6 protein-coding genes are annotated in these 6,379 nt (G+C 44.2%); 3 read left to right on the top strand and 3 right to left on the bottom strand.

Translation table 11 applies throughout. The features are described 5' to 3' along the window. Window positions 1-34 precede the first annotated feature (34 nt). The gene (locus tag IQ224_RS08670; protein ID WP_194032839.1) at window positions 35-1,438 is read left to right on the top strand and encodes a TldD/PmbA family protein; all 1,404 of its coding nucleotides are present in this window, start codon (window positions 35-37) and stop codon (window positions 1,436-1,438) included. A gap of 232 nt (window positions 1,439-1,670) precedes the next feature. Here IQ224_RS08670 and tatA read toward each other — a convergent pair whose 3' ends face one another. From tatA to IQ224_RS08655, 3 genes are all read right to left on the bottom strand, one after another. Further along, window positions 1,671-1,847 carry a twin-arginine translocase TatA/TatE family subunit gene (gene tatA, locus IQ224_RS08665; protein WP_002733416.1) on the bottom strand — a complete coding sequence of 59 codons (177 nt, stop codon included), beginning with the start codon at window positions 1,845-1,847 and terminating at the stop codon, window positions 1,671-1,673. A gap of 105 nt (window positions 1,848-1,952) precedes the next feature. Next, window positions 1,953-3,383, bottom strand: coding sequence for a dihydrolipoyl dehydrogenase (gene lpdA / locus IQ224_RS08660; RefSeq protein WP_194032838.1), 1,431 nt, complete (start codon window positions 3,381-3,383; stop codon window positions 1,953-1,955). A 423-nt stretch (window positions 3,384-3,806) separates the two neighbouring features. Then, window positions 3,807-4,451, bottom strand: coding sequence for a DUF3782 domain-containing protein (locus tag IQ224_RS08655; protein WP_193957072.1), 645 nt, complete (start codon window positions 4,449-4,451; stop codon window positions 3,807-3,809). A 347-nt stretch (window positions 4,452-4,798) separates the two neighbouring features. Between IQ224_RS08655 and queG the strand changes: the two genes are divergently transcribed. Both queG and IQ224_RS08645 read left to right on the top strand, forming a co-directional pair. Beyond that, entirely contained in the window at window positions 4,799-5,746 is a 948-nt protein-coding gene (queG, locus tag IQ224_RS08650; RefSeq protein ID WP_002744423.1) for a tRNA epoxyqueuosine(34) reductase QueG, read from the top strand. Beyond that, window positions 5,736-6,374: an HAD-IA family hydrolase gene (locus tag IQ224_RS08645; RefSeq protein ID WP_036401080.1), complete on the top strand. Its 639-nt coding sequence runs from the start codon at window positions 5,736-5,738 to the stop codon at window positions 6,372-6,374. The genes queG and IQ224_RS08645 overlap by 11 nt, the downstream gene beginning before the upstream one ends. Window positions 6,375-6,379 lie beyond the last annotated feature (5 nt).

The raw sequence follows: 6,379 nt of genomic DNA, 5'->3' as shown, positions 1-6,379 counted from the left end.
CACCCCACACCCCACACCCCACTTCCTAATTCCTATGACCGATACTCTAAACGACTATAAAAACCTAATTAGTGAACTGATTAACCGTTATAAAAACCGCGTCGATTTCCTGACAATTCGTCTGGAAGAAGCGCGAGGGACGAATATTCTACTGCGTTCCGAACGAGTGGAAACCCTCAGCGAAGGTATTGCTATCGGTGGTCAGGTACGCGCTTGTTATAAAGGAGGTTGGGGATTTGCCAGCTTTAATCAATTATCCAGTTTACAGGAACGATTAGAAGATGCGATCGCTGCTGCCCGTTTAATTGGGGAAGAAGAAACCCTGATTGCTCCGGTAGAACCTGTAATTATCTCCTGTGAATTGCCTTTAACGGGAACAGACCCGCGTTTAGTGCCATTAGCCGATAAAAAAGCCCTCTGCGATCGCTATAATAACCTATTGCGTCAACACCATGCCAGTATTGCCACCACTTCCGTCCGTTACAGCGATAGCAGTCAACATATTCTTTTAGGTACTTCTGACGGGACTTTAATCGAACAAAAATGGTCAGACGTAGAAATGCGTTTTTCGGCCACCGCTAGGGATGGGGACAGCGTACAAACGGGACGGGAAACCACAGGATCCCGAAAAGCTTTCGAGGATCTGGTCAATTTAGAGGAACAGGTGCAGGGGTCGGCTAAACGGGCCCTACAAGCCCTAGTTTTGCCCCCTGTCAAGGGCGATACCTACACCGTCGTCATCGATCCCATTTTAACCGGTCTGTTCGTCCATGAGGCTTTTGGCCACCTTTCCGAGGCAGATATGTTATACGAAAATCCCGACCTTTTGGAGGTGATGAGTATGGGCAAACGTTTTGGACCAGATAACCTGCAAATCTTTGACGGGGCCTATCCAGAAGGTCATCGGGGCAGTTATTTTTATGACGATGAGGGAACACCAGCGACGACGACTCAGTTAATTAAAGATGGGGTTTTGGTGGGAAGACTGCATTCGCGGGAAACGGCGGGCAAATTAGGCGAAAAACCGACCGGTAACGCCCGTTGTCTCAATTATCATTATCCGCCCATTGTCCGCATGACCAACACTTGGATTGAACGGGGAACCACTGCGGTTAAAGAGTTATTTTCGGGGATAAAAACGGGAGTTTATGCCCAAAATTGGCAGGGAGGCATGACTAACGGCGAAATGTTCACTTTTAGCGCCGGGGAAGCTTGGATGATTCGCGACGGAGAAATTGCTGAACCCGTTAAAGATGTGACTCTCTCCGGTAATGTCTTTAAAACCCTAGGCAATATTGAGGCAATTGGGGATGATTTCTACTGGGACGAGTCGGGAGGCTGCGGAAAAGGGGGTCAAAGTGGTTTACCCGTCGGCTGCGGCGGCCCCAGTCTCCGTATCCGCGATGTGGTCGTCGGGGGAGAAGCAGATATTCAGTGAACAGTGAACAGTCAACAGTAAACAGTAAACAGCTTCTGAGGGCAAGAGGCTCCAAGAAAGAATCTGGCAATTCTCCTACCTAAAAAGAAGGTTAGAAACTAAGTACATCAAAACCTTTAGCTTAACAAATTAGGGGGGGCATCTCAATTTTTGGGCGCACGCGGTGCGCCCCTACCATTGGCGCAATAATATTATTGTAGGGGCGAATTGCATTCGCCCTGAGAGCCGAAATCTATCTCATTTTCTCGTCACTGTCTTCAATTTCTTGCTCATCTTGATTGATTTCTTCCTTAAATCCCCGTAAAGTTTTCCCCAAAGCTGCCCCAAATTCGGGTATTTTTTTCGGTCCAAATATCAGGAGAACAACGACAGCAATAATTACTATTTCTGGCCAACCTAATCCAAACATAATCTTGAAAGTAAAAAGTAAAAAAAGGGAAAGGAGTCAGAATTCAGGAGTCGGAAACTTAACGGTGATAACTGATAACTGATAACTGATAACTGATAACTGACTCTATGCTGCCACTTCAGCGCGTTTATAAGCTTCGTCGAGGACTTCTGAGAGAGTTGGATGGGTGTGGATGCGGAAAGCGAGTTCATGGACAGATTTACGTTCAGCGATCGCATTGGCCGCTTCTTGAATTAAATCCGATGCGTGGATACCGATAATATGAACACCGAGTAATTCCCCCGTATCCTGACGATAAACGACTTTAGCGATTCCTTCCGTTTCTCCTTCCGCTAAAGCTTTAGAATTTCCCTTAAAATAGGTCTTGACAGAAGCCACCTTATACCCTTCTTGCTGTGCCAAAACTTCTGCTTGCGGTTCCGTTAAACCCACATAACTAATTTCGGGGTGGGTAAAAGCAGCAGCGGGAATACTGCGATAATCGATGGTTTTTGGGCGATTACAGATATTTTCAATGGCTATTACCCCTTGACCCGAAGCAGCGTGAGCTAACATCATTTTACCCGTAGCATCGCCCACGGCCCAGAGATGGGGAATCGGTTCACCATCCTGAATTACCTGCATTTTGTCATTAACGGCAATAAAACCGCGTTTATCCAGTTCTACCCCGACAAATTCCAATCCGAGATTCTTTGTCGCCGGGATTCTTCCTGTAGCGACTAAACAAGCATCTACTTCTAAAATTTCGATCGCTTCTTTGCTTTTTGCGTCCACCAGTTCAATGGCCACAGGATTCCCCGGTTTAATACTTTTTGCCAAAACTCCCACATAAGTCTCGATGTCTCTAGGTTTAATCAGAACTCTTTCAGCGATTTTCGAGATTTCTGGGTCAAATCCAGGCATGAGACTATCTAAAGCTTCGATCATCGTCACTTCACAACCCAAAGCGGTGTATATATCCGAAAATTCCAGACCGATATAACCACTACCGATAATTGCAATCCACTTGGGTAAAGTTTCTAATCTAACGGCCTCATCACTGGTAAAAACCGTTTTATGATCGATCTCGATCCCTGGTGGGACAAAGGGAACCGACCCCGGACAGAGCATAATATCCTTAGCGGTGTAGATTTTTTCGCCACTATCCCCGATGACGCTAACTTTTTGCGGGCCGGCGATTTTTCCCCAACCGTGGATAGTATCAACCTTGAGACGTTTAAGACTATTACTGAGATCGCCTCTAATTTTACTGACAAGGTTGTTAGCATGATCGGCAATTGTTGGACGGTCAAAATTAACGGCACCGATGGCAATACCTAGACTTTTCAGATGGTCACTATCGGCCAATTCGCGCACTCGTCCCGAGGCTGCCAGTAAAGCTTTAGAGGGAATACAACCTCGATTGACACAGGTTCCTCCCATATCTTTGGCTTCGATAATAGCCGTTTTTAGCCCACATTTGACTGCGTGTAGGGCTGCCCCGTGGCCACCAACTCCAGCACCGATAATAATTAAATCGTAGTCGAATTCACTCATAGTCTCTTTGACTCTCAAAGTTAGCATTATCCCATTTTACGATCCACTGCGATCAAGCGCTGCTATCCCGGTCAAAAACTGGAGCCAGTTTTTAGCCATCAGACTCTTGTGCATTGAAACTGGCTATTGGCAATTTTAGGACAAGACGTTACTAGACCTCTGGTAAAAATCAAAAATTGTTGTTAGGGTTAGGAGCCGGTCGTCAGTAGTCAGGAAAATTTAAAATGCTCTACTCACAGATTTTACGCGATTTGATCCTTATTTTTGCGGTTTTTGAATCCTCAAAAATTAATTATGCAAGGTGTTACTGAAGCAAGACTATGAATACCAATTCTGCATCCTATCCATAGGTTAGTCTAGTCCTAGGTTGGAAAAATTAGACCTCCCGCCAATACTTTGCCGGATGGGGGTATCATCTTTCTCCTACCATAATTTAGGCTCGAAACCAGAATCATTAATAATTTCTACCGTTTCTCCCGATGGTTTAATCACAAATAAACCTTGTTTATAGGCATAACGATCTACTCCTTCATCTATTTCTATTCCCGCCACTGCACCATAAGCCTGATAGTTTTTATAATGGGGAAATGCTTGTTTAAATCGACTTAATTTTTCTAAAAAATCGTTGACATCATCTTTCGATAAACGAGACTTACATTCTACTAAAACTACCTCGGTTTCATCGACGGCTAAAATGTCAATCTCCATGGCTATTCCTTGCCGTTTTACCCTGGCACGACTGTAGGTTTCTTTAACATCGATACCTTTGGCACGAAATAGGCTAATAACAGCAGGTTCGACTAATTCCTCGACAAATCTTCCCCAGCGAGTGGTTAAACTATCCACCGCACGACTGGTATTAGCCACTGTTTTCTCTAGCTCGGCCAAACGGCGATCGGCTTCAGCCTTGGCTTCAGCGGCCCGGCGATCATATTCAGCGGCCCGGCGATCGGCTTCGGCCTTGGCTTCGGCGGCCCGGCGATCGTATTCTTGGCGTGATTGTTCAAACTTTTCGTTAGTTTTCTCAAAAAGTTTATAGATATCTTCGATGGTAATCGGTTGAGACATGGTTATTTGTTTTAATCTTTCTTATTTTACTATAATTGTACTAGCAAAGTACGAGTCATTTTAGGGACGGGTGTTAATTGAGCAAGTCAATAGTTATACTAAATCCGTTGAGTAACGCACGGAAAACGGGTTTCTCGGAGAAACCCGTTTTCTACTCATGCACTCATGCAAAACCGAGAATAAATAATCAGTTTTTAATAACTGGATTTAGTATGAGGACGATATAGCGGGAACGGGAACCACAGTTTCTTCGTTGATCATGGTTTCTAACTGTTGAGCCTGGGATTTGGCTCAATAAATTGATCATTGTAAATAATTGTTACAAATACTTGACTTAAGATATTTCTATGGTGACAGAAACACAGATCAAAGAAAAAGCGCTAGAGTTGGGCTTCCATGGGGTCGGTATTGCTTCTGTGGATAGTCAAGACTTGGCGGTATCCCATCTAAAAAGCTGGTTAGAGCGGGGTTATCACGCTGATATGGATTGGATGACTAACCCGAAACGACAGGATATCAAAACTCTTTGGCCAGAAGTGCGATCGCTAATTTGTCTCGCCCTTAACTACTACACCCCCCAGCAACACAGTCAAGAACAAAACCACGGCAAAATTTCCCGTTATGCTTGGGGAAGGGATTATCACAAAGTATTAAGTAAAAAATTAAAAGCCCTCAGTCAATGGTTAGAAAGTCAGGGGGAGCAAATTCAAACCCGTTACTATGTGGACACTGGGCCAGTACAGGATAAGGTTTGGGCGCAAAGAGCAGGAATCGGCTGGATTGCCAAGAATGGTAACTTAATTACCCGTAATTACGGCAGTTGGGTCTTTTTAGGGGAAATATTAACTAATTTACCTTTAGAACCCGATCAACCCCATAGCGCCCATTGTGGCACCTGTAGCCGTTGTTTAAGCGCCTGTCCCACCCAAGCAATAGTTAGTCCCTCTGTGGTGGATGCTAATCGCTGTATTGCATACCATACCATCGAAAATCGTGCTGTAACTTTGCCTACAAAAATTGCCAAGAATTTACAGGGTTGGGTAGCTGGCTGCGATATATGTCAAGATGTCTGTCCTTGGAATCAACGTTTTGCCCAAGTTACCGACGTGGAGGATTTTCAACCTCGTCTGGAAAACCTCTCGCCAAAGTTGGAGGAATTAGCTAATCTAACTATAGAGGAGTGGGATCGTCGTTTTATCTCGTCAGCCCTACGTCGAATTAAACCCCAGCAGTGGCGACGTAATGCCCAAGCTAATTTAGCTCATTCCCCTCACCCCGCACAAGATGACAATTAAAGTGGTCGTGTTCGATTTTGATGGTACTATCGCCGATACCCACGATACTTTCGTGGAGATTGTCAATCGTTTGGCTAAAAATTTTGGTTATCAACCCGTCAATGAGGAAGATTTGGCCAGACTAAAAAACCTTAGTTCCCAAGAAATTATTAAACAATCCCAAGTTTCTCCCGTTAAAATCCCTTTTTTACTCTATCGAGTTAAACGGGAATTAAATAAACAAATTGACTGCCTGAAACCCTTCCATGGCTGGCATCTCTGCCTCGCAACTCTTAAAGAAAGAGGCTATAGATTAGGAATAATCACTTCTAATACCAAAGAAAATGTCACCATATTTTTAGGTAATAATCAACTCTTAAATTTATTTGATTTTATCTGTTCGGGAACGCCTTTATTCGGCAAACACAAAATTATCGATCGCCTGATCCGACAAAATAAATTCTGTCCCGATGAAATGATTTATGTCGGCGATGAAACCAGAGATATTACTGCTGCCCAAAAAAGTCGAGTGCAAGTGGTGGCAGTCGCTTGGGGCTTTAATTCCCCTCAAATTCTCACCCAATTTAACCCCGATCATCTCATTCACCATCCCCTAGAATTATTGGATATTTTAGATAGGGCTGGCTGAAAAAG

It is taken from the genome of Microcystis sp. LEGE 00066 (genome assembly GCF_015207925.1).
GTDB lineage: Bacteria > Cyanobacteriota > Cyanobacteriia > Cyanobacteriales > Microcystaceae > Microcystis > Microcystis ichthyoblabe_A.
This window is presented reverse-complemented; position numbering and strand designations above follow the sequence as displayed.

Coding starts and splice junctions, on each gene's coding strand:
- IQ224_RS08645 (WP_036401080.1), top strand. CDS start 5,736: ATGACAATTAAAGTGGTCGTGTTCGATTTTGATGGTACTATCGCCGAT.
- IQ224_RS08655 (WP_193957072.1), bottom strand. CDS start 4,451: ATGTCTCAACCGATTACCATCGAAGATATCTATAAACTTTTTGAGAAA.
- lpdA (WP_194032838.1), bottom strand. CDS start 3,383: ATGAGTGAATTCGACTACGATTTAATTATTATCGGTGCTGGAGTTGGT.
- queG (WP_002744423.1), top strand. CDS start 4,799: ATGGTGACAGAAACACAGATCAAAGAAAAAGCGCTAGAGTTGGGCTTC.
- tatA (WP_002733416.1), bottom strand. CDS start 1,847: ATGTTTGGATTAGGTTGGCCAGAAATAGTAATTATTGCTGTCGTTGTT.
- IQ224_RS08670 (WP_194032839.1), top strand. CDS start 35: ATGACCGATACTCTAAACGACTATAAAAACCTAATTAGTGAACTGATT.